This window comes from Corynebacterium meitnerae (assembly GCF_027570075.1).
Classification (GTDB): domain Bacteria; phylum Actinomycetota; class Actinomycetes; order Mycobacteriales; family Mycobacteriaceae; genus Corynebacterium; species Corynebacterium meitnerae.
The window spans coordinates 70699-91253 of record NZ_JAKMUS010000003.1 but is presented as its reverse complement, the minus strand read 5'-3'; the positions used below and the strand labels follow the sequence as shown (position 1 = coordinate 91253).

At 62.0% G+C, this 20555-nt stretch carries 21 protein-coding genes; 18 read left to right on the top strand and 3 right to left on the bottom strand.

Annotation, left to right across the window (positions count from 1 at the left end; all coding sequences use genetic code 11):
• Positions 1 to 196 precede the first annotated feature (196 nt).
• The 17 genes from L8U60_RS03035 to L8U60_RS02955 all read left to right on the top strand — a co-directional run bounded on the left by L8U60_RS03035 (position 197) and on the right by L8U60_RS02955 (position 16534).
• A complete protein-coding gene (locus L8U60_RS03035) occupies positions 197 to 2917 on the top strand; it encodes a translation initiation factor IF-2 N-terminal domain-containing protein (protein ID WP_269965002.1) in 2721 nt (906 codons plus the stop codon).
• Positions 2918 to 3129: 212 nt separating this feature from the next.
• On the top strand, positions 3130 to 3435 hold the full coding sequence (rplU, locus tag L8U60_RS03030) for a 50S ribosomal protein L21 (protein ID WP_269964921.1): 306 nt from the start codon (positions 3130 to 3132) through the stop codon (positions 3433 to 3435).
• A 29-nt stretch (positions 3436 to 3464) separates the two neighbouring features.
• A complete protein-coding gene (gene rpmA / locus L8U60_RS03025) occupies positions 3465 to 3809 on the top strand; it encodes a 50S ribosomal protein L27 (protein WP_102723117.1) in 345 nt (114 codons plus the stop codon).
• Positions 3810 to 4100: 291 nt separating this feature from the next.
• Complete coding sequence (gene obgE, locus L8U60_RS03020; RefSeq protein ID WP_269964920.1) at positions 4101 to 5615, top strand: GTPase ObgE; 1515 nt, start codon at positions 4101 to 4103, stop codon at positions 5613 to 5615.
• A 3-nt stretch (positions 5616 to 5618) separates the two neighbouring features.
• A complete protein-coding gene (proB, locus tag L8U60_RS03015) occupies positions 5619 to 6731 on the top strand; it encodes a glutamate 5-kinase (protein ID WP_269964919.1) in 1113 nt (370 codons plus the stop codon).
• Positions 6732 to 6734: 3 nt separating this feature from the next.
• The gene (locus L8U60_RS03010) at positions 6735 to 7655 is read left to right on the top strand and encodes a D-isomer specific 2-hydroxyacid dehydrogenase family protein (RefSeq protein ID WP_269964918.1); all 921 of its coding nucleotides are present in this window, start codon (positions 6735 to 6737) and stop codon (positions 7653 to 7655) included.
• Between the two features lie 18 nt (positions 7656 to 7673).
• A complete protein-coding gene (locus L8U60_RS03005; RefSeq protein WP_269964917.1) occupies positions 7674 to 8966 on the top strand; it encodes a glutamate-5-semialdehyde dehydrogenase in 1293 nt (430 codons plus the stop codon).
• A 170-nt stretch (positions 8967 to 9136) separates the two neighbouring features.
• A complete protein-coding gene (locus L8U60_RS03000) occupies positions 9137 to 9613 on the top strand; it encodes a hypothetical protein (protein ID WP_269964916.1) in 477 nt (158 codons plus the stop codon).
• 14 nt (positions 9614 to 9627) lie between these two features.
• Entirely contained in the window at positions 9628 to 10260 is a 633-nt protein-coding gene (gene nadD / locus L8U60_RS02995) for a nicotinate-nucleotide adenylyltransferase (RefSeq protein WP_269964915.1), read from the top strand.
• 84 nt (positions 10261 to 10344) lie between these two features.
• The gene (rsfS, locus tag L8U60_RS02990) at positions 10345 to 10824 is read left to right on the top strand and encodes a ribosome silencing factor (RefSeq protein ID WP_269964914.1); all 480 of its coding nucleotides are present in this window, start codon (positions 10345 to 10347) and stop codon (positions 10822 to 10824) included.
• Positions 10825 to 10850: 26 nt separating this feature from the next.
• The gene (locus L8U60_RS02985; RefSeq protein WP_269964913.1) at positions 10851 to 11492 is read left to right on the top strand and encodes a histidine phosphatase family protein; all 642 of its coding nucleotides are present in this window, start codon (positions 10851 to 10853) and stop codon (positions 11490 to 11492) included.
• The gene (locus L8U60_RS02980; RefSeq protein ID WP_269964912.1) at positions 11489 to 12313 is read left to right on the top strand and encodes a DegV family protein; all 825 of its coding nucleotides are present in this window, start codon (positions 11489 to 11491) and stop codon (positions 12311 to 12313) included. Before L8U60_RS02985 ends, L8U60_RS02980 begins: the two co-directional genes overlap by 4 nt.
• A gap of 148 nt (positions 12314 to 12461) precedes the next feature.
• A complete protein-coding gene (locus tag L8U60_RS02975; protein ID WP_269964911.1) occupies positions 12462 to 13148 on the top strand; it encodes a ComEA family DNA-binding protein in 687 nt (228 codons plus the stop codon).
• On the top strand, positions 13148 to 14515 hold the full coding sequence (locus L8U60_RS02970; RefSeq protein WP_269964910.1) for a ComEC/Rec2 family competence protein: 1368 nt from the start codon (positions 13148 to 13150) through the stop codon (positions 14513 to 14515). Before L8U60_RS02975 ends, L8U60_RS02970 begins: the two co-directional genes overlap by 1 nt.
• Positions 14512 to 15456, top strand: coding sequence for a DNA polymerase III subunit delta (gene holA / locus L8U60_RS02965; protein WP_269964909.1), 945 nt, complete (start codon positions 14512 to 14514; stop codon positions 15454 to 15456). The genes L8U60_RS02970 and holA overlap by 4 nt, the downstream gene beginning before the upstream one ends.
• A gap of 44 nt (positions 15457 to 15500) precedes the next feature.
• Complete coding sequence (locus tag L8U60_RS02960; protein ID WP_338026466.1) at positions 15501 to 15890, top strand: ankyrin repeat domain-containing protein; 390 nt, start codon at positions 15501 to 15503, stop codon at positions 15888 to 15890.
• On the top strand, positions 15887 to 16534 hold the full coding sequence (locus tag L8U60_RS02955) for a LysE family translocator (RefSeq protein WP_269964908.1): 648 nt from the start codon (positions 15887 to 15889) through the stop codon (positions 16532 to 16534). The genes L8U60_RS02960 and L8U60_RS02955 overlap by 4 nt, the downstream gene beginning before the upstream one ends.
• 5 nt (positions 16535 to 16539) lie before the next feature.
• Here the strand turns inward: L8U60_RS02955 and L8U60_RS02950 are convergent, their stop codons facing one another.
• From L8U60_RS02950 to L8U60_RS02940, 3 genes are all read right to left on the bottom strand, one after another.
• Positions 16540 to 17475: a CE1 family esterase gene (locus L8U60_RS02950; protein WP_269964907.1), complete on the bottom strand. Its 936-nt coding sequence runs from the start codon at positions 17473 to 17475 to the stop codon at positions 16540 to 16542.
• Positions 17476 to 17578: 103 nt separating this feature from the next.
• A complete protein-coding gene (gene rpsT / locus L8U60_RS02945) occupies positions 17579 to 17845 on the bottom strand; it encodes a 30S ribosomal protein S20 (protein ID WP_269964906.1) in 267 nt (88 codons plus the stop codon).
• Between the two features lie 178 nt (positions 17846 to 18023).
• Positions 18024 to 18542, bottom strand: coding sequence for a type II toxin-antitoxin system PemK/MazF family toxin (locus L8U60_RS02940; RefSeq protein WP_269964905.1), 519 nt, complete (start codon positions 18540 to 18542; stop codon positions 18024 to 18026).
• 141 nt (positions 18543 to 18683) lie between these two features.
• On the opposite strand from L8U60_RS02940, the gene lepA reads away from it, so the two are divergent.
• Entirely contained in the window at positions 18684 to 20555 is a 1872-nt protein-coding gene (gene lepA, locus L8U60_RS02935) for a translation elongation factor 4 (protein WP_269964904.1), read from the top strand.

Genomic DNA, 20555 nt, shown 5'->3' with positions numbered 1-20555 from the left:
CTGTGCGGCGGCGGTGGCTTTCTAATCACCAGCGCCCGGCTGGGCAACGTGGTTCTCTCCTGCGCGGTCAATTGAATAGGAGATTTCCGTGTCGGAAAAGGACGACATTGCAACCCCCGACAAGCCACGTCGCCGGGCAACAACAAAGAAGACGACCAAGAAGGCCTTGAAGCAGTCGACTGCTCCGCAGCAGTTGATGGACCGTTCCCAGATTCAGGACAAGACCCGTGTCTTCGCGTTGGCTAAGGCCTTGGGCATGCAGTCCAAGGAACTGATCATCGCGCTGAGCGATCTTGGCTTGGTTAAGGTTGCGGCATCCACGCTGACGCGTGCTGAGACGGAGCAGCTCCTGGACGCATTGGAGCAGGCCCCGGCAGCTAAGCCGTCTACGCAGGACAGCGCCGACGCGAAGAGCACTGCTGATGAGGCGGATGAAAAGATTCGCCACCGCGTGCGCAAGGACGTAGAAAACGAGATCAACCAGATCACCGAGAAGGTCGAGGCTGACCTCGAGCAGGCGCTGGCTGCAGAGTCTGTGGAGACAGAGACGTCTCCACAGGGAGCTGAGGACGACCCCATTGACGTTGAGGATCTCGTCGAGGAAATCTCCGCCGAGGAGCAGGCCGAAGCTGAAGCGCAGGCCGCTGAGGTGGAGGAAGCCACTGAGGTCTACGCACCGATCTTCAAGGCGCCGAGCACATCCCGCAGGCGCGCGCAGCGGTCGGGAGGGGCGGCGAAGAGGAACGTCGAAAAGCACGAGCCTCAAGAGACCCAAGAGCCTGATGAGGAGCCGATTCAGGAACCGAAGGCGATCAAGGGGTCCTCGCGCTTGGAGGCGCAGCGTCGTCGACGCAGCGAGCGGCGTGAGGAGGAGCGTAAGCGTTCCCGCGTGGTGTCGCAGGCCGAGTTCCTGGCGCGGCGTGAGTCTGTGGAGCGCACCATGGTTGTGCGTGAGCGCCCGCGCCATGATGGTCCGGGCAAGCTGACCCAGATTGGTGTTCTGGAGGATGGCCTGCTGGTTGAGCACTTCGTGGACTCGGATGAGAGTGCCTCGATGATCGGCAACATCTATCTCGGCCGCGTGCAGAACGTGCTGCCGAGTATGGAGGCCGCCTTCATTGACATCGGTCAGGGCCGCAACGGTGTGCTCTACGCCGGTGAAGTGGATTGGAAGTCTGCCGGCCTCGGCGGTCGTTCCCGCCGCATTGAGCAGGCACTGAAGTCCGGCGACCAGGTTCTGGTGCAGGTAACCAAGGACCCGGTGGGGCACAAGGGGGCCCGCCTGACCACTCAGATTTCCCTCGCGGGTCGTTTCCTGGTGTACGTGCCAGGTGGCCGCAGCGCTGGTATTTCCCGCAAGCTGCCTGCCCCGGAGCGTAAGCGCCTCAAGGAGATTCTGAGCAAGGTCGTGCCGGGCAAGGGCGGTTCCATCATCCGCACTGCTGCCGAAGGTGCATCCGAAGAAGCGATCGGCGCCGACGTTGCGCGCCTGCACTCCCAGTGGGAGGCCATCCAGGAACAGGCGGAGAAGGAAAAGAACTCCCCGGGTGCAAAGCCCGTCACGCTGTACGAAGAGCCGAAGCTTTTGGTCAAGGTCGTGCGTGACCTGTTCAACGAGGACTTCGACGCCCTCGTCGTAGACGGTAAGAAATCCTGGAACGTTGTGCACAACTACGTCCAGTCTGTCGCACCGGATCTGCTGGATAGGCTCGAGAAATTCGACCGCAACGAGCATGACGGCAAGGACGCCTTCGAGGTGTACCGCGTGGACGAGCAGATTCAGAAGGCTCTGTCCCGCACAGTCTGGCTGCCGTCGGGTGGCACCTTGGTCATTGACCGCACGGAGGCCATGACTGTCATCGACGTCAACACCGGTAAGTTCACCGGCTCCGGCGGCTCGCTGGAGGAGACCGTGACCTCCAACAACATGGAGGCCGCGGAAGAAATCGTCCGTCAGCTGCGCCTGCGCGACATTGGCGGCATGATCATCATCGACTTCATCGACATGATCCTCCCCGAAAACCAGGAGCTCGTCCTGCGTCGCCTGAAGGAGGCTCTCGGCCGCGATCGCACGCGCCACCAGGTCTCCGAGGTCACGTCGCTCGGCCTTGTTCAGCTCACGCGTAAGCGTTTGGGCACCGGGCTGGTGGAGACGTTCTCCACCACATGCGAGCACTGCGAAGGCCGGGGCATCGTGCTTACCGACGATCCCGTCACCGACACCACCAACCCCGACGACGCCGATAACCACAGCCACAGCAACCGCCGTTCCCGCCGCCGTAAGCCGGCCCAGGATCCGAGCAACCACCCGGCTGCTGTAGCGATGAACTCCCGCGACGAATCCAAGGATGAGCCAAAGGATGAGTCCAGGGATGAGTCCAAGCTGGAGGAGCTCGCTGACGCCGTGGTCTCCACGCCGTCCACCGACGAAGCTGCCGATAACGCTACGGAGAAGGAGGGGCAGCCCAAGCGTCGCTCCTCCCGCCGTCGCGGACGCCGCGGAAGTGGCCGCGGGCGTGGCCGTAGCGAGGCTCAAGAACAGAAGCAGCCGGAGGAGAGCTCTTCTCAGACCTACGAGGAAGCGGTGCAAGAATTCGAGAACTCCCCACGCCGCAAGCGCCAGACCCGTGGCAACTCCAAGTCTGACCACCGCCCGCGCCGGGAGGACTTTGAGAAGCCGGAGCCGGCCCAACAGCCGGAGCCGGCCGCGAAGCCAGAACCGGCTGAGTCCGCTCCGGAGCAGAAGCCAGTAGTCGCCAGGACTACTGGTAGCCGGGGGAGGAGGCGTGCGACGAGGAGGACGTCGACAAGTGTGCAAAAGGCACCTGAATCCACGCAAAAGCGTGAGGTGAAGGAAGCCGCACCGCGCACCCCAACGCGGGGACGGCGTCGGGCGACGCGTAGGCGCACATCCTAAAAGGCGACCGGCACCCCACGCGCGAAAGAGCAGTTTGGTCTTTAGTGGGGAGCCGGTGTAGTCTTTGACAGTCGCTGTTTTGGGGCGCGCCTTTCGTGATTATGCATGCGTGCGAGGCTGCTGATTAGAAACCCCGAAACACAAGCAAGAATGTAGAGAATGGTGCCGTGGCATGCCGGCGCTGTGCGAGAAGAAGAAAGGGGTAACCCGCTATGTACGCAATCGTCAAGACCGGCGGAAAGCAGTACAAGGTTGCCGAAGGCGACCTCGTTCGGGTCGAGAAGATCGAGGGTGAAGCTGGCGATTCTGTGGCACTCACCCCAGTTCTCCTTGTCGACGGCGCCAAGGTGACCGCCACCTCCGACGACCTGGCCAAGGTCAAGGTCTCCGCTGAGATCGTTGAGCACGGCAAGGGTCCGAAGATCGACATCATGAAGTACAAGAACAAGACCGGTTACAAGAAGCGTCAGGGCCACCGTCAGCAGCTGACCACCGTGAAGATCACCGGTATCAAGTAACCCGAGACGTTTAGGAAGAGGGAACCACAATGGCAACCAAGAAGGGTGCATCCAGCACCTCGAACGGCCGCGACTCTGAGTCCAAGCGCCTCGGTGTGAAGCGCTTCGGCGGCCAGCAGGTCAAGGCAGGCGAGATTCTCGTTCGCCAGCGCGGCACCAAGTTCCACCCGGGCGACAACGTCGGCCGCGGCGGCGACGACACCCTGTTCGCGCTCGCAGCTGGCTCCGTCCAGTTCGGCATTAAGAAGAAGCGTCGCATCGTCAACATCGTCCCCGCTGACGGTGAGGGCGTCGCTTCTGAGGTCATCGAGGCAGCCAACGAGGCTGGCCTGGTCGATGACGCAGTGGTCGAGGAGAAGACCGCTACCGCGTAAGCCAGTGTGGGGCGATGAGCCCCACGGCCACGCTATTATGACGCGCCGCGATCCCCGGGTGGGGGTTGTAGGCGCGTTTTTTTATGGCTGCCCGGAGGTGAGATCGCTGGGTGGCCAGCCGGAAGCTGTGTAAAATTTTACATTGCTTTGGTAACTACCCCGAGACAGAAATCCCTGACCAGCAGGTTTATTTTCGGCCCGCGGGCGGGGTGTCATTTTTTACACAGGCGCCGGTAGTTTCAATAGTCAAGCACGCCATTTCGAGCATGCCCCTAGGAGAGGAGACCCACGATGGCTCAGTTCGTCGATCAGGCTGTCCTGCATTTGCAGGCCGGTGATGGTGGCCACGGCTGCGTGTCTGTGCACCGTGAGAAGTTCAAACCATTGGGTGGCCCTGATGGCGGCAACGGTGGGCATGGCGGGGACATCATCCTGGTGGTGTCGCCACAGGTGCACACTCTCCTGGATTTCCAGTACCGCCCGCACTTGAAGGCGAAGCGCGGCGGCAATGGTGAGGGTGACCACCGGAATGGTGCGCGCGGTGAGGACCTCGTCGTGGAGGTCCCCGTGGGTACGGTGGTGCGCAGCGCGGATGGGGAGATCCTGGCAGACCTGGTCACTCCTGGCACCCGTTTCATCGCCGCAGAAGGTGGCTTCGGAGGCTTGGGCAACGCGGCCCTGGCAACGGCAAAGCGCAAGGCACCAGGCTTTGCGTTGAAGGGTGAGGCAGGTCAGGCACATGACCTGATCCTGGAACTCAAGTCCATGGCAGACGTGGGGCTCGTGGGCTTCCCGTCGGCGGGCAAGTCCTCGTTGATCTCCGTGCTGTCGGCGGCGAAGCCGAAGATCGCGGACTACCCGTTCACCACTCTGCAGCCGAATCTGGGCGTGGTGGATGTGGGCAATGACACGTTCACTATCGCGGATGTCCCGGGTCTGATTCCGGGTGCGAGCCAGGGCAAGGGCCTCGGCCTGGACTTTTTGCGCCATATTGAGCGCACCGCGGTGCTGGTGCACGTGGTGGATTGCGCCACCATGGAGCCGGGCCGTGACCCGCAGTCGGACATTGAGGCCCTGGAGGCGGAGCTGGATTCCTACGCGGAACAGCTTGAGGCGGATGAGACCGGTTTGGGTGATCTGCGTGAACGTCCGCGGATCATTGTTCTGAACAAGGTGGATATCCCTGAGGCAAAGGAGCTCGCAGAGTTCCTGCAGGAGGATCTGGAAGAGCGTTTCGGCTGGCCGATTTTCACGATCTCCACCGCAACGCGCGCAGGCTTGGATGAGCTGAAGTGGGCATTGTGGGATGTGGTGAAGAAGGCACGCAAGGCTCGCCCGAAGATCGCAGAGCAGACGGAGCGCCAGGTGATTCGCCCGAAGGCTGTGGATCGCGGGGATGATATTCGCGTCATCCCGGATCCAGAGTACCCCGGCGGCTGGATGGTCGTGGGGGAGAAGGCGGAGCGTTGGATCCGCCAGACGGACTTTGAAAATGATGAGGCGGTTGGTTACCTCTCCGATCGCCTGAATAAGGCCGGCGTGGAGGATCAGCTGCGCAAGCTGGGTGCACGTGAGGGCGACACGGTGACGATTGGGGAGATCTCCTTCGATTGGGAGCCGTCGATCGGCGGCGATCCCACGATGGCGGGTCGCGGCCAGGACGCGCGCCTGGGTGGCACGGATCGTATGTCTGCTGCGGAGCGTAAGCGTGCGTCGCAAGCTCGCAGGGGGCTTATCGACGAGTACGACTTCGGCGACGACCTCCTGAACCGCACCGAAGCCGACCGCGAGCGCTGGCAGGGGTAGTGCATGGATCTCCGGGAACAGATTGCTGGCGCGAAGCGGATCGTGGTCAAGCTGGGCACGAGTTCGCTGGTGGATGAGTCCTCGGCGGTATCGCAGGACAAGATTGACCGCATCGTGGATGCGCTGGAGGCGCGGATGGGTCGCGGCAGTGACGTCATCGTGGTGTCCTCCGGTGCTATCGCGGCGGGTATGGCGCCGCTGGGGCTGAAGGCTAGGCCGAAGGATTTGGCGACGAAGCAGGCAGCCGCCGCCGTCGGCCAGATCCACCTGGCGCAGTCTTGGGGGCAGTCTTTTGCCCGCTATAACCGCGCGATTGGTCAGGTGCTGTTGACCCAGTCTGATGCGGGTGTGCGGGAGCGCGCCCGCAATGCGCAGCGCACCATTGACCGCTTGCGGCAGATGGGCTCGGTGCCGATTGTCAATGAGAATGACACGGTGGCCACCACGGAGATGCGTTTTGGGGATAACGATAGGTTGTCGGCGATCGTCGCCACGCTTATTTCGGCGGATGCCCTGATTCTGCTGTCCGATGTTGATGGACTGTATGACCGCAACCCGGCTGACCCGGCGGCGCGCTTCGTGGATGAGGTGCGCAGCGGCAAGGACCTGGAGGGCGTCGCTGCAGGTGATGGCGGGCGCTTCGGTACCGGTGGCATGGCTTCGAAGGTGTCGGCGGCGCGTCTGGCTACGCGCGGCGGCGTACCGGTGTTGCTGACCTCGGCAGAGAAGATCGAAGAAGCACTCGGGGATGCCCAGGTGGGCACCGTCTTTCATACGCGACCGGAGTCGAAGCTGTCTGCCTGGAAGTTCTGGGCGCTGTATGCGGCGGATGCGGAAGGCACGCTGTACCTCGACGAAGGTGCGGTGCAGGCCGTGACGCGTGGTGGTACATCGCTTCTGGCCGTGGGCATCACGGACACGGAAGGGGACTTCCATGCCGGCGATATCGTGGAGATCCTCGGACCTGATGGGGAAGCGATTGGTCGCGGTGAAACGGCCTACGGGTCGGCTGAATTGGCGGGCATGCTGGGCAAACACACGCATGAATTGCCTGAACATCAGCGCCGCTCAGTGGTGCATGCGGACTACTTGTCCAACTACGCCTCTAGGCTCTAGGGCATGAAGTTTTCCATTTTGCCTAAGCCCTGGACCCAGACCGTCGCCGAACTGGAAGCGGAGGGGCACGCGCATGTGAGCGTGGATGAGAATCCAGATGTACTCATCTATCACGGTGGCGCTGCGGATTTCCCGGAGGAGATTCCGGAGTCAGTGCAGTTTGTTCAGTTTGCCTGGGCGGGCATTGATGCGCTGGATGAAGCCGGGATTCTCAAGCGTTCGGGTTTGCGGTGGGCGAATGCTGCGGGGCTTTACCGCGATAACGTGGCCGAATCCACCCTCGCCCTCATCCTGGGCGCTTTGCACCAGTACCGGCGCGTGACGCGGGATGGGTCGACGACGCGGGATATTGCGCATGAGACCCAGTACCTGGTCGAGGATAAGACGGTGGCGATTGTGGGAGCAGGGGGCATCGGGAAGAAACTGTTGTCTTATCTGGCACCGTTTGGTGTGAACACGATTGCGGTGAACCGCTCTGGCCGCCCGGTGGAGGGCGCCGATGAGACAGTCCCGATGGCTGACATTGACTCCAAGAACGTCTGGGGTCGCGCGGACGTGGTGGTGCTGTTGGCGCCGTTGACGGAATCCACCCGCGGCTTGGTCAACGCGGATGTGCTGGCGCAGATGAAAGAGACTGCGGTTCTGGTCAATGTGGCCCGCGGGCCCTTGGTGGTCACGGATGATCTGGTGGAGGCCCTTAACAACGGCACGATTGCGGGAGCCGCGCTGGATGTCACCGACCCAGAGCCACTGCCGGCGGATCATCCGTTGTGGGACTGTGACCGCTGTTTGATGACACCGCACACGGCCAGCACCCCACGCTTTGGCAAGCAGCGCATCGCCGATCTGACGCTGCGTAACTGGGAGGCTCTACAGCGCGGGGAGAAGATGCCCACCGAAGTTGATGTGGAGCAGGGGTATTAGGCGCTAGGATCGGTCTGCATGACTGACGTAACACGTGCCGTTAACCGTGAAGAAGAACGCGCTGAGGTTCTGTCCAAGGCGCGCGCAGCCAAGGATGTGGCTCCGGTCGTGGGCACGCTGCCAACGTCGGCGAAGAATGAGGTGCTGCTCGCTGCCGCCAAGGAGCTGGTCGCTCGCACAGAGGAGATCATCGCGGCGAACCAACGCGATATTGAAGCCGGGCGTGAGGCAGGGCTCACGGACTCCCTCATCGACCGTTTGGCGCTCGACGCGGATCGTGTGGAGGGCATCGCTGGGGGGCTGCGCCAGGTGGCGTCACTGGAGGACCCAGTGGGGGAGGTGCTACGTGGTTCGGTGATGCCGAATGGCATCAAGATGAAGCAGGTCCGCGTGCCTTTGGGCGTGATGGGCATGGTCTATGAGGCGCGCCCGAATGTCACGGTTGATGCGTTCGGCCTTGCTCTCAAGTCCGGCAACGTGGCGCTGTTGCGCGGCTCCAAGTCCGCGCGCCACTCGAACGCGCAGCTCGTGGAGATCCTCCAGGATGTTGCCGCCACACACGGTCTGCCGCGCGAGATTGTCCAGCTGCTGCCGTGTGAGACGCATGATTCCGTGCAGGACCTCATCACTGCGCGCGGTCTCGTCGACGTGGTCATTCCTCGTGGTTCTGCACGGCTTATTGACGCGGTCGTGACTGGCGCCACCGTCCCCGCCATCGAAACCGGCACGGGCAATTGCCACTTCTACATTGACCGGGATGCGGAGCTGGATTCCGCGATTGAGATGCTGCTCAACGGCAAGACTCGCCGCTGCTCCGTGTGCAATGCGACGGAGACAGCGCTTATCGATGCTGGACTGGATGTCGCGGATCAGCTCCGTGTGGTGGAGGCGCTGCAGGGGGCTGGTGTGAGGGTGCACGGGGACGTCGACAAGCTTGCTGCGATTGGCGCGCACAACGTGGAGGCCGCAACCGAGGCTGACTGGGCTGATGAGTACCTCTCCATGGACATCGCCGTGGACATCGTTGATGGTGTGGACGGGGCGATTGAACACATTGCGCGCTACTCGTCCGGGCACACGGAGGGCATTGCCTCGTTGAACGCGTACACCCTGCAGGCTTTCGCGGACCACGTGGATGCAGCGGCGGTGATGCTCAATGCGTCGACGGCGTTTACGGACGGCGAGCAGTATGGGATGGGCGCGGAGATCGGCATTTCCACCCAGAAACTGCACGCGCGTGGTCCGATGGCGCTACCGGAGCTGACCAGTACGAAGTGGATCCTCGAAGGCACGGGGCAGACGCGCCCGTAGCTGCTTTTCTCCGCGTTGAGCGGGGGAGTTGGCCAGGTAGGTCGTCGATGTGCTACATACTGAACCGATCGAGTATGATTATTACTGGTTGAAGAAATAGTTTCACCGTCCACAACCTGCCAGGGTTGTGGGGAGCATGAATTGCCAGCTCAAACATGAAGGAACTGCCCATGCGCTCTGCTAAGAAGGTTGCTATCGCAACGGTAGCTTTGGCGACCTCTCTCGCGGTCACGCCTGTCGCTCCTGTTGCTGATGCACAGATTGAACGTCAGCCCTACACAGCTGGTCCATCTGCCCCCACGGATATTCCGCCAGTAGTCACCATTGGTGGTGTGCTCTACGCTTTGGTGAACGGCACGTATGTCCGCGCCGATGAAGCATTGCTGCAGAGCCTCGATCCGTCCATCAGTCGCGGTGAAAAGGACCCGAATACCTCCGAACCGGACGGTAAGACTCCGGATACTGCTCCGAATGGCAAGGGATCCTCCTCCACACAGGGGAGCAATATCGCTGCTTGGCTGGCGCCGCTGCTGATCATTCCTGCTGTGGTGGGCACTGTTATTGCGGTCTTCCGCTCGCAGTTCCCTACCGGCCGCTTCATGCTCTACTTCCAGCCGGGTGATCAGCTGGGACGCACCTTCGGCTAAAGCAGAGGCCCTTTATGCCCGAGCAGCTTGTACCTTCCGCCCATGATTCTTATGTGCCGCGGCGCATTGGCATCATGGGCGGCACTTTCGATCCCATCCACAACGGTCACCTCGTTGCAGCGAGTGAAGTGGCTGATGTGTTTGAGTTGGACGAGGTCATCTTCGTCCCCACGGGTCAGCCGTGGCAGAAGGCAGGCAAGAATGTCTCGGATGCGGAACACCGCTATTTGATGACGGTGATTGCCACCGCCTCCAACCCCCGCTTCAACGTCTCCCGCGTGGATATTGACCGCCCGGGTGCGACCTACACGGTGGACACCTTGCGTGACATGCGTGAGAAGTACCCGAAGGATGAGTTGTTCTTCATCACTGGTGCGGACGCGTTGGCATCCATCATGTCCTGGCATGACTGGGAGGCCATGTTTGAGCTCGCCGAGTTCGTTGGTGTGACCCGCCCGGGGTATGAGCTGGCCGAGGACATGCTGCCGCTAGAGCACCAAGAACGCACCCACTTGATTGAGATTCCGGCGATGGCAATCTCCTCCACCAACTGCCGTGAGCGCGCCGCCTCTGGCCGCCCGGTGTGGTACCTCGTGCCCGACGGGGTGGTCCAGTACATCGCGAAAAACGACATGTACCGGCAATAAGTGGCATATTCCCTGTGTTTCATGGGAGTATAGGGCGATTGAACCCCTGAAATTTTAAGCTTTGAAGAAAAGGATTGTTCCAGCTTGACTGCTTCGGACACCGCCCGTGACCTCGCCGTCATCGCCGCGAAGGCCGCCGATGAAAAGCTCGGCAGCAACATCGCTGTGATTGACGTGTCTGACGTCATGGCTATTACTGACATCTTCGTGGTTGTCTCCGCCGATAATGAGCGCCAGGTGGCCTCCATCGTTGAGGAGGTCGAGGACCAGCTGACCAAGGCTGGTGCTGAACCCAAGCGCCGTGAAGGCAACCGTGAATTCCGTTGGGTCCTCTTGGACTACGGCCTGTTCGTCGTGCACATTCAGCGTGAAGCTGAGCGTGAGTTCTACGGCCTTGATCGCCTGTACGCTGACTGCCCGCTCATTGAGGTAGACGGCGTGGAGCCGTACGTTCGCCCGGGTCAATTTTCGACGAGTGAGGATGGCGCCAGCGTCCGTGCACTCGACAACATCGAGGATCTGCCCCTGGCCGGTGAAGGCCCTGGCAACGACGACGAGTACTAAACCTACGACCACCAGAATCCACGACTATGACGCGACGACTGATCATGCTGCGCCACGGCCAGACCACGTACAACGCTGGCCGTCGTATGCAGGGACAGCTGGATACAGAGCTGTCGGAGACCGGTGTCGCTCAAGCACGCGCTGCTGCGCAGTGGGCGAAGGACTTTGGGATCATTCGGATCATCTCCTCTGACCTGGGGCGTGCGCGTCGCACGGCGGAGATTATCGCTGAGGAACTGCGCTTGGACGTGGAACTTGATCCGCGCCTGCGCGAAACCCACTTGGGTAGCTGGCAGGGGATGACGCACCAGCAGGTGGACACTGACTACCCGGGTGCGCGCGCTGCATGGCGTCACAGTCCCGCGTGGGCGCCTCCGGGTGGGGAATCACGGTTGGATGTGGCGAAGAGGGCGCGGCCTGTCGTGGATAAGCTCATGCAAGATTTCGACGAATGGGATGACAACACCGTGCTCTTCGTTGCGCACGGCGGCACGATTTCGGCGCTGACCTCGAACTTGTTGGACTTGGATGAGTCGCAGTACCCGCTGCTCAAGGGGCTGCACAACACGAATACTTCGCAGCTTCTGGCGCGGCCCGCCTTCGACGGCACGCCTGGCAAGACGCAGTGGTACTTGGAGGCCTGGAATCAGGGGCTGGGTACGCCATGACCATTCGTATTGTCACTGACAGTTCCGCGGGAATCCCGCCGCACATCGCTGACGAGCTGGACATCACCGTCCTGGATTTGCACATCACGCGCGAAGAAAGCGCGGACAAGGATGACGAAAAGGGCGAGGTTCAGGGGACCTCGGGCCTAAGCTCCCTGGAACTCGCCGCAGCCTATGCGCGTCAGCTTGAGCGCGGCGGGGATGAGGGCCTGGTTGCTCTGCACCTATCCAAACGGTTGTCCTCTACGTGGTCGGCTGCCGTGAGTGCGTCAGCAGTTTTCGACGACACCGTGCGCGTCATAGACACCGACGCCGCCGGCATGTCCTTGGGCTTCGCCGCGATTGTTGCGGCTTCGTTCGCACGCGCTGGTGCAGACCTTGATGGTTGCGTTGCCGCTGCGAAGGGGGCACTCGCTCTGTCGGAGACCTGGTTGTACCTCTCCCAGCTCGATGACATCCGCAAATCTGGCCGTATCTCCGCGACCACCGCGATGCTGTCCGCGGCGCTGCTGGCCACGAAGCCGATTCTGCGGGTGCACGACGGCAAGTTGGAACTGGCCATTAAGACCCGCACGCAGAAGAAGGCGTTCAGCAGGCTCGTTGACCATGTCGTCGCGCGCGCGGATGGAATGCCGGGCTACGCCGCTATTCAATACGCGGGCGATAAAGACAGCGCTGAGACGCTCAAGGAGCTTCTCAGCGAAGCCCTGCCAGAAGGCTCCACCGTGGAGGTCTATCCGCTGGATGAGGTCATCATGGTACACACGGGTGAGGGCGCCCTGGGACTGTCCGTGTTCTTTGCCACCCCGACGGTGGAATAGCCGATGAGCTGCAGCGTGCCCACTTGAGTGGGCACTTTTTCGTGTTTCTGTGGATAAAACGCGGATTCGATGACGTGTCACTACGGTTATCCACAGCCCGCGAGTTGAGCCCTTTTCGCCATTGATCTCGCGCATTAGCGTGACGGTCATGGCAGCATCCACCAACGCATCGACGGCCTCGAGCGCACTCGACCGGCTCAAAGAACTAACCCGCCCGACGGGTGAAGAAGAGCTCATGCGGGTGAATTACCCGACGCCGCGTCTACGCATTGCGCCGCGGACGGCAGCGGCCGCAGTTGGGTGTGTTGTTGCCGTGTGTCTTGCTGCTGTTGGGTGGTCAAGCCTGCGCAGTCCTGACCCGGCCGCAGGGGATGCAGCCCCGCTGTGGAGCACCGCTGCGGAATCAAGCGACATACCCGAGCAGGTCATCGTCGCGGTGGTGGGGGCGGTGGAACAGCCAGGCTTGGTTACTCTGGAAAATGGTGCGCGCGTGGCAGATGCACTGGAGAAAGCGCGCCCGCTGCCAGAGGCGGACCTGGTTAGCGTGAACCTGGCCCAGGTGGTGGCGGATGGCCAGCAGATCCACGTCCTTGCCCAGGGGCAGGCGCCGGGGGCAGGCCAGGAGGCAGGGCAGCCGGGCCAGGGACTCATCTCCCTGAACTCCGCGACGGCAGCTGACCTCACCGTGCTGCCCGGGGTGGGGGATGCCACCGCGGCTGCGATTGTGGCGCACCGGGAATCCGCAGGGCCGTTTACCGCAGTAGAGCAGCTCATGGATGTGAAGGGGATTGGTCCGGCCAAGTTCGAAGCAATGAAAGATCTGGTCACCCTCTGATGCGTGAACTCCGCCTCGTTCCGGCCGCGCTGTGCGTATGGGGTGCAGCGATCGCGGTGATCGTGGTGGGGCCATGGGCAGCGCTGGGTCTCGTCGCTGCCGTGATGCTGGCGCTTCTTCTGTGGCGCGAACCGGGGCAAGCCATATTCACCGGCGGGATCGGTGCGTGCTCTGTGGCGTTGGCATGGTGGCGTGTCGCGGTAGCGCAGGGCTTCAATGCGCACCAGGGAATCACGGGCATGATCAGCGGGATGCCCAAGGAACTCGATTCCGGCAGCTGGCTCCTCCGCCTACAGGTGGACGGATATCCGGCGGCCGTGCCGGTGTTTAGCAGTGCGTTGCCGCAAGGGGCGGTGCCGGGGGCGATGGTTGCGGCTACTGGTCAGGTGAAAGACCCCACGCGCCCGGGGGTTGGCGCTTTTGTCATCAACGGCGATGTGGAGGTGTTGCGCCCGCCCGAGGGTTTTGCCGCATTCGCAGCTGGGGTGCGGGAGCGGTTTGCTGCCGCGGTGGTGGAACACGTTGGGCCACATGCCCAGGGCATCATTCCGGGGATGGTGTTGGGCGATGTGTCGTTTCAGACGGGGGAGGAGCAGCAGGCGTACATCGATACGGGGTTGAGCCACCTCAGTGCGGTCAGTGGCGCCAATTGCATGTACGTGGCCACAGCAGCGCTCATCCTCGCGCGGCTGGCGCGTGGCGGGCTCCGCGCCCAACTGGCAGCAGCCGGGGTGGCCTTGGTGGTGTACGCGGGCCTCATCGGGCCTGAGCCCAGTGTGTTGCGGGCCACCGTGTCAGGGCTCGTGGGATTAGTGGCGGTGATCAGTTCCAGCCGCGCGGAGCCGATCCACGCGTTGTGTCTGTCCATCATCGGGCTCATCCTGGTCGATTCGGACCTGGCGGTGAACTACGCCTTCGCTTTATCAGTGGTGGCCACCGGCAGCATCGTCGCGTTATCGCCGCTTATCTACCAGGCCTTAGGGCGTACGGGCTGGCCGGACATATTCGTTCGCGTACTGTCCGTGGCCATCGCGGCGGATATGGCCACTGCACCGCTCATCGCGGCGATGGTGGGGCGCATCCCGGTGGCATCGGTGGTGGCGAATGTCTTGGTCAGTCCCGTTACCGGAATAGTCACGGTTCTGGGCATGGCCGCAGCGATTCTGGCGCAGATCAGCCATGTCCTCGCCGCGCCGGTGTTGTGGGTGGTCGGGCCTTTGGGTGGGTGGGTGCGCACGGTGGCAGAAGCTATTGCCCGCGCACCGCATGCCACGGTAGAAGTAGGTCCCGCGCTGGTCGTGGTGTGTTACGGCTGGATCCTCGCCGGTTTCATCGTTGCACGCGGGAGAATTCGGAGAATAGAATGACCCGCATGTCCAGCCACAGTCCCGTGCATTTGGTGGTTGGTGAGGACGAGTTTCTCGCCGAACGTGCAACGCAAGCCATCATCGACCAAGCAAGCCCCGCGGCGGAGGTCACCGTACTGCGCGCCGGGGATGTGACTGAAGGCGAGTTGCTGCAGGCCACCAGCCCATCACTGTTCGCGCAGGAGCGCGTGGTGGTGATCAAAGATACGGATCTCGCCGGCAAGGAGCCCACGGAGTTGTTGCTCCAGGCAGCGGTCGATCCCGCTCCGGGGATGACGCTGGTGATCGTGCACAGCGGCAAGGGCCGGAACAAGGCGTATGTGCCGAAGTTCCGTAAGGCAGCGCAGGTGCACGAGGCAGGTTCGCTCAATCAGCGTGAGCGCCAGTCGTGGGTGCAAAACGAGTTCCGCCGCCGTGGGGTGCGCCCCACGCCGGATGTTGTCGGAGCATTGTTGGAATCCGTCGGCTCGGATTTGCGCGAGTTAGCGTCTGCGATCGAGCAGCTTATCGACGACACCTCTGGCGACCTCACCGTCTCAGACGTCCGCGCCTACTACACGGGCGTGGCGGAAGTCTCCGGCTTTGATATTGCGGACCAGGCCGTGACCGGCCGCGTCGACCGGGCTTTGGCCAGCACGCGCCGGGCACTGCAGTTGGGCATTAGCCCGGTGGCAATCACGGCGGCATTGGCGAACAAGATTGGGGATATCGCGAAGCTGTACCAAACCCGCGGTAACCCAGACCAGATTGCACGCGAGATTGGCATGCACCCCTTTGTAGCCAAGAAGACAATGCAGATCGCTCGGAACTGGTCGGGTGATGCGGTGAGCCGTGCCGTGATCATCGTTGCCCGCCTCGACGCGGAGGTCAAAGGGCAGGGCGGTGACCCGGACTTCGCGGTGGAGGATGCAGTGCGTCGCATCGCCATGCTTGCGCGCTAGCCGCGCGCATAACGTGCGTTGACCACGTGATAAGGTGCCTCAACGTGATTGACCCCGATATCCCCGAAGACGTCCAGGAATTTGCCACGCGCCTTTTCACCATGGCGCGCGAAGGTGATCTCACGCTGCTCGATTACATCGACCATGGCGTGGACGTAAACCTGTCCAACCAAGACGGCAACACGTTCCTCATGCTCGCGGCGTATGCCGGCCAGGAGGAGTTGGTGCGGGGACTGGTGGGGCGTGGAGCGGACGTCGATAAGCAAAATGCGCGTGGACAGACGCCTTTGGCTGGGGTGGTGTTCAAGAAAGAGGACGCCATCGTGGACATTCTTTTGGCGGCGGGCGCGGACCCGCACGCGGGCACGCCTGATGCGATTGCGACGGCGCAAATGTTTGACCGCGCGGACCTTGTAGAGAAGATGCAGCAGTGAACCCCGTCGACCTTGCGGCGATTGTCGCCGTCAACGTGGCGGGTGCCGCATCCCCCGGACCGGACGTGGTGCTACTTACCCGCATGGCCACGCGCTCGCGTAAGCACGCGTTGGCCGCTGCCGTGGGCATCCATGTCGGCGTGCTCATGTGGACATCCCTGACGGTGTTCGGGGCTGCCGCGCTGCTGACTGCGTTCCCGTGGCTGCTGGAACTGATCCAGGTGCTCGGCGGCAGCTGGATTCTCTACATGGGTATTTCCAGCGTGCGGCAGGGCTGGCGTGATCGCCTCGACCCGCCGCTGGACCTGGAGGAGGCCGTGCAGCGTCTTGGTTCGGTGCGCTCAGCCTTCACGACGGGTGTAGCCACGAACCTATCCAACCCTAAGATCGTGCTCTTCCTCGCGGCACTGGTCGCGCCACTACTGCCCACGTCCCCGACGGTGGGCACCGCTCTCATCGTGATTGCCGCGCTGTGGCTGTCCTCGTTCGTGCTGTTTATGGCTTATTGCATGCTCGTGTCCACCGAGCGCGTGCGCCGCAAACTCTTCAGCGCGGGGCCCTACATTGACATGGGTGCCGGCGCATTCTTCATCGTCGCCGGCACCCTGCTCATCGTCCGGGGCCTCCTTGGTTTGGTTGGTTAGGCCCTCTAGCCAAGGAAGAACTTAACCACCCAGTTCGTCGCGCTGGGGCTGGTGAACCACGTGTGGCCGCCGCCATGGATCTTCACAATTTCTGTGTGCGTGCGGCAGTGGTTCGGGGTGAAAGCGGTGGCGTTGCCCTGCTTGCGCGGGGTCACCGCATTCATGGTGCAGCCATTGCGCACACCCTGGTCATAGAACACGGTGCGGACGGACTTGTAGGGGGCACCGTGGCGGTTGCCGCCGTCGTAGTGGACAACGTCATCATTGTCCGCGTGCATGAGCAAGGTGCGCACGGAACCGTTAGCGCAGCCGGACACCGTGGGGTTGTAGTAGGCGCCGGCCACGCTTGCGACGGCTGCGACCAGGTCCGGGGCATGACACGCCAGCGCCGTGGCCATGCCACCACCGTTGGACAGACCAGCCGCGTACACACGACCACGGTTGATGTTGTGGGATGCGTTGAGGTCATTGATGATGGCGCGGACATACGCGATATCCGACTGAAGGGACGTATCTGCATACGGGGCACCACCCCACGCGTTGTTAACACCCTGGGCGTACACGACGATCGCCCGCCCCTGCGCAGCCTGCTCCAGGCGCTCATAGGACTGGGTCTGCGCAGCATTGTGCTGCCAGCCACCGAAGCCGATGATCACCGGGTAGGAGCGCGCCGGATCATAGTTACCCGGCAGGACCAGCGTGTACTCGCGGTTCATGCCACCAGCGGTGACGTAGCGCTTCACCCCGCCGGGAGCGGAAGCAATGGAGGGAAACTGCTGCAAGAAAGCAGAAGACATCTCCATGAATTCGCGGCCGGCCTTGGAGGACATGGAGGAAAAGTCTTGCGCCTGAGCTTGCGCGGCGGTGTGGGGAAGACAAACGCCGGCGGTGAGGGCAGCGGCAGTAAGAGCGGCTAGGGCACCGCGGCGGAATTTTTGCATGCGCGAAATCTTAAGCGCACCGGTGGGATGGAACAACAAAACCCTGCTCCGCAGTGCGGAACAGGGTGGATAAGAGCAGAGCCTTACGGTGCCCTACGCTGACTTACTTGCCCAGCTTGTTGAAGGCCTTAGCCATGTTGGACTTCTTGTTAGCCGCGTTGTTGCGGTGGAAGACGCCCTTGCTCACGGCCTTGTCCAGCTTGCGGGAAGCAACGCGCAGCTGTGCCTCTGCTGCGGAAGCGTCGCCAGCCTCGATGGCTGCGTTGAACTTGCGGATCTCGGTGCGCACTGCGGAGCGGATGCTCTTGTTGCGCATGCGGCGCTTCTCGTTGGTGATAACGCGCTTCTTCTGCTGCTTGATGTTTGCCATGATGTACCTCTTGACGTATCTGAAGTTCGAAAAATTACTGCATCCACTCGTTCAAACACCACAACTTGTGAGTGGCCACAAACCCAAGGTCCTGCCTATGGCGTGTGATGCAATGGCACGAATGCCAGAGCGAATAACGGGTAAACCCTAGCAGGTGGCGCCCAAGCAGGCCAAAACGCTACGCCCAGTCAAAGTGCTTCCGTAGATAATCCGCAACGCGGTCAAAGCGGTGGGGCGGGAAGAGTGCGCCACGGCGGCGCAGGTCCGTTTCGGGGATGGCCAGCGTTTTGTCCAAGCGGACCCAGCAAGGCTCGCCGGTGGTTTTCCACTCGCCGGTGCCGATGGGCAACCACGCGTCATCGTCAGCGTGGTTGTCGTTGGAGGAGATAAGAAGGCCAAGGACATCTTGGCGGTCACGGCCTACCACCAGCATGGAACGCTCGCGCGGTGGGGTGGCGGGGACGTAGAACCACACCACCTCGCCGGGCTCGGCTTGGCCGTCCATGTCCGGGGCATAGAAGATGCTGCGCGGAATCTCGGCGGTGGGGAACACCTTGGTGCGTGCGGGGCGGCGATGGTGCCTGGTAGGGGAGTTGCCTAGGCGTTCGCTGAGCAGCTTGAGGCCTTCATCCAGCGGGGATGAGTCCCGCCGGAGTTTGCCTTTTCCTGCCCATTTTGGGCGCCGCCACAGTGCCATGTTTCCTAGCCTAGAACGTTCGTCGATTGAGCGACAGTTAACGGGGGAAATGTTTGAGGGCTGTGGGGTTGGGGGCACCCGCGGCGGGGCGCGTATAAGCAATTGCTTGCTTGTGCGCAGGCCACGGTAGAGTGAGGCGCGATGGCCAAGAACACCAATTTTGCATTGCAGACGTTTACGGATCCGGCGAGGATCCGTAATTTCTGCATCATTGCTCACATTGATCACGGTAAGTCGACGCTGGCAGACCGCATTTTGCAGCTGTCCAATGTTGTGGAGGAGCGCGATATGCGCGACCAGTACCTCGACAGCATGGACATTGAGCGTGAGCGCGGCATCACGATTAAGGCGCAGAACGTGCGTCTGCCGTGGGTGCCAAAGACTGGCGCGCATGCGGGCGAAGAGATGGTCCTGCAGATGATCGATACGCCGGGGCACGTGGACTTCTCCTACGAGGTGTCACGTTCGCTCGATGCGTGTGAGGGTGCGATTCTTCTTGTCGACGCTGCTCAGGGCATCGAAGCCCAAACCCTGGCCAACCTGTACATGGCCATGGAGAATGACCTGGAGATCATCCCGGTTCTGAACAAGATTGACTTGCCGGCGGCTGACCCGGATAAGTACGCCGAGGAAATCGCGCACATCATTGGCTGTGAAGTCGATGAGGTGCTGCGTGTCTCCGGTAAGACTGGCCAGGGTGTGCCGGAGCTGCTGGACCGCGTGGTGGAGCTTATTCCGGCACCGTCTTCACCGGGTGCGTCTGAAGGCAGCGTTGGTGCTGATCTTCCGGCGCGTGCGCTGGTCTTTGACTCGGTCTATGACACCTACCGCGGCGTGGTCACGTACATCCGCATGATGGACGGCAAGCTTGAGTCCGGCCAAAAGGTTCAGATGATGAACACGGGCGTGACCCACGAGATCCTCGAAATCGGCATTGTCTCCCCGACGATGCAGAAGACCAAGGGCCTCGGCCCGGGTGAGGTGGGCTACCTCATCACCGGCGTGAAGGATGTCCGTGAGACGCGTGTGGGCGATACGGTCACGTGGGCGTCGAAGGGTGCGGAAGAGGCGCTCGCGGGCTTCGAGGAAGTCAAGCCGATGGTCTATTCGGGCCTGTTCCCTGTGTCCCAGGAGGACTTCCCGGCGCTGCGCGAGAGCTTGGAAAAGCTGCAGCTTAACGACGCCTCCCTCACCTGGGAGCCCGAAACCTCCGTCGCCCTGGGCTTCGGTTTCCGCTGCGGCTTCCTTGGCCTGCTGCACATGGAGATCACCCGCGACCGCCTGGAGCGTGAGTTCGACCTGGATCTGATCTCGACCGCGCCGAGCGTGACCTACCGTGTGATTGCGGAGGATGGCACGGAGTCGATGGTGCACAACCCGTCTGACTGGCCGAGCGGCAAGATCCCTGAGGTCTATGAGCCGACGGTGAACATGACCATCATCGTCCCGCAGGAATTCGTGGGCACGACGATGGAGCTGTGCCAGTCCAAGCGTGGCCAGATGAAGAACATGGAGTACCTCTCCGAGGACCGCGTGGAGTTGCGCTACATCATGCCGCTCGGTGAGATCATTTTCGACTTCTTTGACATGCTGAAGTCCCGCACCAAGGGCTATGCCTCCCTCAACTACGAGGAGGCGGGCGAGCAGGAAGCGGACCTGGTCAAGGTGGACATCCTCCTCCAGGGTGAGCCGGTGGATGCGTTCTCCGCGATCGTGCACCGTGACTCTGCGCAGTGGTACGGCAACAAGATGACCAAGAAGCTCAAGGAGCTCATCCCACGCCAGCAGTTCGAGGTGCCCGTCCAGGCAGCGATCGGTTCGAAGATCATCGCGCGTGAAAACATTCGCGCCCTGCGCAAGGACGTTCTGTCCAAGTGCTACGGCGGCGATATCTCCCGTAAGCGCAAGCTGCTGGAGAAGCAGAAGGCCGGTAAGAAGCGCATGAAATCCATCGGTTCGGTCACCGTTCCACAGGAAGCATTCGTGGCGGCGCTGTCCACCGACGAGGAGTAG

Excerpts from the sequence above, each read along its gene's own strand:
- L8U60_RS02940 (WP_269964905.1), bottom strand. The coding sequence starts at position 18,542 with ATGGCACTGTGGCGGCGCCCAAAATGGGCAGGAAAAGGCAAACTCCGG.
- L8U60_RS02985 (WP_269964913.1), top strand. The coding sequence starts at position 10,851 with ATGACGCGACGACTGATCATGCTGCGCCACGGCCAGACCACGTACAAC.
- lepA (WP_269964904.1), top strand. The coding sequence starts at position 18,684 with ATGGCCAAGAACACCAATTTTGCATTGCAGACGTTTACGGATCCGGCG.
- L8U60_RS02950 (WP_269964907.1), bottom strand. The coding sequence starts at position 17,475 with ATGCAAAAATTCCGCCGCGGTGCCCTAGCCGCTCTTACTGCCGCTGCC.
- L8U60_RS03005 (WP_269964917.1), top strand. The coding sequence starts at position 7,674 with ATGACTGACGTAACACGTGCCGTTAACCGTGAAGAAGAACGCGCTGAG.
- holA (WP_269964909.1), top strand. The coding sequence starts at position 14,512 with ATGACCCGCATGTCCAGCCACAGTCCCGTGCATTTGGTGGTTGGTGAG.
- rplU (WP_269964921.1), top strand. The coding sequence starts at position 3,130 with ATGTACGCAATCGTCAAGACCGGCGGAAAGCAGTACAAGGTTGCCGAA.
- rpmA (WP_102723117.1), top strand. The coding sequence starts at position 3,465 with ATGGCAACCAAGAAGGGTGCATCCAGCACCTCGAACGGCCGCGACTCT.
- nadD (WP_269964915.1), top strand. The coding sequence starts at position 9,628 with ATGCCCGAGCAGCTTGTACCTTCCGCCCATGATTCTTATGTGCCGCGG.
- L8U60_RS03035 (WP_269965002.1), top strand. The coding sequence starts at position 197 with ATGGACCGTTCCCAGATTCAGGACAAGACCCGTGTCTTCGCGTTGGCT.
- proB (WP_269964919.1), top strand. The coding sequence starts at position 5,619 with ATGGATCTCCGGGAACAGATTGCTGGCGCGAAGCGGATCGTGGTCAAG.
- L8U60_RS03000 (WP_269964916.1), top strand. The coding sequence starts at position 9,137 with ATGCGCTCTGCTAAGAAGGTTGCTATCGCAACGGTAGCTTTGGCGACC.
- L8U60_RS02980 (WP_269964912.1), top strand. The coding sequence starts at position 11,489 with ATGACCATTCGTATTGTCACTGACAGTTCCGCGGGAATCCCGCCGCAC.
- L8U60_RS02970 (WP_269964910.1), top strand. The coding sequence starts at position 13,148 with ATGCGTGAACTCCGCCTCGTTCCGGCCGCGCTGTGCGTATGGGGTGCA.
- L8U60_RS03010 (WP_269964918.1), top strand. The coding sequence starts at position 6,735 with ATGAAGTTTTCCATTTTGCCTAAGCCCTGGACCCAGACCGTCGCCGAA.
- obgE (WP_269964920.1), top strand. The coding sequence starts at position 4,101 with ATGGCTCAGTTCGTCGATCAGGCTGTCCTGCATTTGCAGGCCGGTGAT.
- rpsT (WP_269964906.1), bottom strand. The coding sequence starts at position 17,845 with ATGGCAAACATCAAGCAGCAGAAGAAGCGCGTTATCACCAACGAGAAG.
- L8U60_RS02975 (WP_269964911.1), top strand. The coding sequence starts at position 12,462 with ATGGCAGCATCCACCAACGCATCGACGGCCTCGAGCGCACTCGACCGG.